This is a genomic window from Streptomyces sp. MZ04, assembly GCF_004684775.1.
Lineage (GTDB): Bacteria > Actinomycetota > Actinomycetes > Streptomycetales > Streptomycetaceae > Streptomyces.
This window is the reverse complement of sequence record NZ_SRIC01000457.1, coordinates 1-4,100: the sequence shown is the minus strand read 5'-3', so window position 1 is coordinate 4,100 and position 4,100 is coordinate 1. Positions and strand designations below refer to the sequence as shown.

General features: G+C 72.0%; 4 protein-coding genes. 1 reads left to right on the top strand and 3 read right to left on the bottom strand.

Annotation, left to right across the window (positions count from 1 at the left end; translation table 11 throughout):
* Window positions 1–2,092, top strand: a 2,092-nt coding sequence (locus E2651_RS41705) for an MMPL family transporter (RefSeq protein WP_245239541.1), incomplete at its 5' end; no start/stop codon positions are given.
* On the opposite strand, the gene E2651_RS41700 is transcribed toward E2651_RS41705, so the two are convergent.
* The 3 genes from E2651_RS41700 to E2651_RS41690 all read right to left on the bottom strand — a co-directional run.
* Window positions 2,067–2,348 carry a hypothetical protein gene (locus E2651_RS41700; RefSeq protein WP_135336475.1) on the bottom strand — a complete coding sequence of 94 codons (282 nt, stop codon included), beginning with the start codon at window positions 2,346–2,348 and terminating at the stop codon, window positions 2,067–2,069. The two genes, E2651_RS41705 and E2651_RS41700, sit on opposite strands and share 26 nt — an antisense overlap.
* A gap of 77 nt (window positions 2,349–2,425) precedes the next feature.
* Entirely contained in the window at window positions 2,426–3,112 is a 687-nt protein-coding gene (locus E2651_RS41695) for a response regulator transcription factor (protein WP_209446383.1), read from the bottom strand.
* Window positions 3,064–4,100, bottom strand: a 1,037-nt coding sequence (locus E2651_RS41690; RefSeq protein WP_135336474.1) for a histidine kinase, incomplete at its 5' end; no start/stop codon positions are given. The genes E2651_RS41690 and E2651_RS41695, both read right to left, overlap by 49 nt.

The following is a 4,100-nucleotide window of genomic DNA, read 5'->3' as shown; positions in this document are numbered from 1 at the left end:
CCCCCGCACCGTGATCCTCACCTGGCTGCTGCTCCTCGTCCTCGGCCTCGGCTTCGGCACCCGTGTCTTCGGTGACCTCACCTCGGCCGTCGAGGACGTCCCCGGCAGCGAATCCGTCACCGCGGACGAACTGCTCGGCCGGCTCACCCCGGACGGGGACTCCATCAATGCCGTGCTCTCCGGAGCCGACGTCGAGTCCACGAACGTCCGCGCGCAAGTCGCCGACGCCATCGCCGACGTACGGAAACAACCCGGCATCGCCCAGGTGCCGGACCCCTACGCCACCCGCGGTCTCCTCGCCGAGGACGGCAAGGCGGTCCTCATCCCCGTCACCCTCAAGGGCGGGCTCGGCGACGACGCCGAGGAGGCGGCGGTCGGTGACGCGGCCGACCGGATCCGTGAGATCAGCGCCGCCGATGTCGCCGTCAGCGGCGGCCCCCTGCTCGGCGAGCAACTCGGCGGCCGGGCCCAAGAGGACGTGGCACGGGCCGAGTTGATCACCCTGCCCGCAGTGCTGATCGTCCTGCTGCTCATCTTCGGCGGGCTACGGGCCGCCGGACTTCCGCTCCTCGTGACCGTCAGCGGTGTCGCCGGTGCTTTCCTGACCCTCTACGGCTTCAGTCGGTTCACCGAGATATCCGTCTACGCCGTCCAGATCGTCACCATGCTCGGGCTCGGACTCGCCGTCGACTACGCCCTGTTGATGGTGATGCGGTTCCGCGAAGAGCGCGGGACGACGGACGACGTGGCGCGGGCCGTGCACGCGACCGTCGCCCGCGCCGGACGCACCGTCCTCTTCTCCGGGCTCACCGTCGCCATCACCCTCTCCGGTCTCATCTGGTTCGCCAGCCCGTTCCTGCGCAGCATGGGCCTTGCCGCCGGCGCGGTGGTCGTCGTCGACATGCTGGCCGCGCTGACCCTGCTGCCCGCGCTCCTCGCACTGTTCGGCGGCAAGATCGCGCCGAGGAAGAGGGAGGGGAAGCCGGCCGCCACGCCCGGTGCCTTCTTCGCCCGCATCGCCCGTTTCTCCGCGCGCCGCCCCCTCGCCGTCGTCACCGCCGTCGTCGCCGTCCTGGCCGTCCTCGCGCTGCCCGCCTTCGGCATGCGGATCAACATCGGCGACGCCCGGCAGCTGCCGAAGGGCACCGAGGCGCGGGAGTTGTACGACACCGTGCGCGAGCACTATCCGGCGGGGACGGACACCGATCCGGTGCAGGTGCTCATCAGGCCGGGGGCGGAACCCGGCTACGACGGCGCGATCCGGGCCCTGCCCGGTATCGCCGCGGCCGACAGCGAGCGGCTCTCCGACGGGACGGTTTTTCTCGAGCTCACCCCCGCCGGTTCCGTCGACGGGGCCACCGCCACCCGGCTCGTGGAGCAGATACGGGATCTGCGCGGCGCCGATCCCGTCGAGGTCACCGGGAACGCCGCGAGCCTCGTCGACTTCCGCTCGATGCTCGCCGAGCGCGCGCCCTGGGCCGTACTCACCGTCCTGATCGGCCTGTTCGCCCTGCTCTTCGCCTTCACCGGGTCGCTGCTCATTCCGCTGCGTACGCTCCTGACCACCCTGCTCAGCCTGGGCGCGGCGCTCGGCGTCGTGGTGTGGGTGTTCCAGGACGGGCATCTGGCGGGGCTGCTCGGCGGTGAGGGGCTCGGGGCGCTGAGCCTGACCGCGCCGCCGCTGATCATCGCGATCGCGTTCGGACTCGCCATGGACTACGAGCTGTTCATCCTGTCCCGGATGCGGGAGAGCCGGCTCGAGACGGGTGACGACCGCGCCGCCGTCGTCGAGGGGCTGCGCCGCTCGGGGCGCGTCGTCAGCTGTGCGGCGCTGCTGCTCGCCATCGTCTTCTGCGGGTTCATGACCGGCGGGTTCTCACCGATCCTGCAGATCGGCCTCGGTCTGACGCTCGCGGTGCTCATCGATGCCACCGTCGTGCGGATGTTCCTCGTACCGGCGACGATGACGCTGCTCGGGCGGCTCGCCTGGTGGGCGCCGGCGCGGCTGAAACGCGTCCACGAGCAGTACGGGCTCCGCGAGGCGCCGGCCGCCGAGCGGGTGCCGGTCAGGCAAGCACCACCCAGTCCATGACGAGCGCCGCCGCCAGGCCGACGGCGAGCAGATAGCTGCCGAGCCGGGTCCTGCCCCGCCTGCTGAGTTCGATCACCAGGCCGCAGAGGACGAGCAGCAGCCCGTACACCCCCACGACCAGGACGGACGACCGGCTCGCCAGGCGCACGGCGAGCACCACGGCCGCCGCGGCCATCAGCACCGAGGCCGCGGCGATCCGTACGCGCCGTGCCTGGCTCGGGGTGAGGCCTGCCCTCATCTGGTCTGACGTGCTCATGGTTATGGATCGTAATCGACCAGGCCGGTGGCCACTGCAAGGATCTGGACAGTGGTCTGGACAGTCGTGCCGTCGGACTACGCCCGCAAGTACGCCAGTACCGCAAGCACCCTGCGGTGCGTTCCTTCCCCCGGCGGCAGGTCCAGCTTGCCGAGGATGTTGCCGATGTGTTTGCCCACCGCCGCCTCGCTGACGACGAGTTCGGCGGCGATCGCCGCGTTCGACCTGCCCTCGGCGACCAGGCCGAGCACCTCGCGCTCGCGCGGCGTGAGCTGCTCCAGGGGGTCTCGGCGGCGGCGCAGCAACTGCCGTACGACTTCCGGGTCCACGACCGTTCCGCCGTCCGCGACCCGCTCGACCGCCTCGGCGAACTGCTCGACCTGGCCCACCCGGTCCTTGAGCAGATAGCCGACGCCGGTGCCGTCGCCGGTGTCCAGGAGCTCGGCGGCGTACGAACGCTGGACGTACTGGCTGAGCACGAGCACCGGGAGCTTCGGCCGCTCGGCCCGCAGGGCGACGGCGGCGCGCAGGCCCTCGTCCTGGAAGCCGGGGGGCATGCGTACGTCGGTGAGGACGAGGTCCGGGTCGTGCCGCTCGACGGCGGCGCGGAGTGCATCGGCGTCGCCGAGCGCGGCGGGGACCTCGTGGCCGAAGCGGGTGAGCAGTCCGATCAGGCCCTCGCGCAACAGCACGCTGTCCTCCGCGAGGACGATCTTCAGTCGGCGGCTGCTGGTGCTTGCGCTGGCGGCTGCTGGGCTCGGCACGGGATCTCCATGGACAGTACGGTCGGCCCGCCGGGCGGACTGGTGACCGTCAGTGTGCCATCGAGCACCGCGATCCGGTCCGCGAGGCCGGTGAGCCCCGTGCCGCGACCGGGGTCCGCGCCACCCTTGCCCTCATCGCGTACGTCGATACGCAGGACGCCCTGCTCGTGGCGCGCCCTGATGTGCGCGCGGGGCGCTTCGCTGTGGCGGGCGATGTTGGTGAGGGCCTCGCGGGTGGTGAAGTACCCGGCGGATTCGACGGGTTCGGGGAGGCGGGGCAGATCCAGGTCGGTGTCCACGGGGACCGGGGAGCGGTCGGACGCGTCCTCGATGGCGGCGGCGAGGCCGTAGTCGGCGAGGACTTGGGGATGGATGCCGCGGATGAGTTCGCGCAGTTCCGTGAGGACGTTGCCCGCCTCGTCGTGGGCGGTGGCGAGCCGGTCGGCGAGAGGGCTGCCGGGGGTGGCATCGAGCCTGGCGAGGCCGAGGGTCATGGTGAGAGCGACGAGCCGCTGCTGAGCCCCGTCATGCAAGTCCCTTTCTATACGCCGCCGTTCGGCCTCGAAGGCGTCCACCAGGCGGGCCCTCGAACGGGTCACCTCGGCGAGCCTGCTGCTGAGCTCCGCCTCGCGGGGTGCGAGGAGGAGGCGGGCGAGGGCGGCGCGGGCGGCGGCGTAACCGCCGAGGGGGTAGAGGAGCGGGGCGAGCAGGGCAAGGCCGAGCAGGGCGGCGGCGAAGGCGCTCGGGTAGTCGCCGATCAGCCAGAGCTTGGCGGCGCGGATCTCGCCGCCGTCGAGGGCGAGTTGGGCGGGCGCCGCGACGAGCAGGGCGGGGACGCCGACGGTGCAGGCCAGGACGAGCAGATCCAGCGGCCAGAGAACGAGGGCGAACAGCGCGGTGTACGCGAGCTCCCGCCAGGTGGCCTGCTCCTTGGCCCGCAGCGTGAACCAGGCGTGGATGCCGGGGACTTCGGGGATGCGGTGGGGGG

Coding starts and splice junctions, on each gene's coding strand:
- E2651_RS41700 (WP_135336475.1), bottom strand. CDS start 2,348: ATGAGCACGTCAGACCAGATGAGGGCAGGCCTCACCCCGAGCCAGGCA.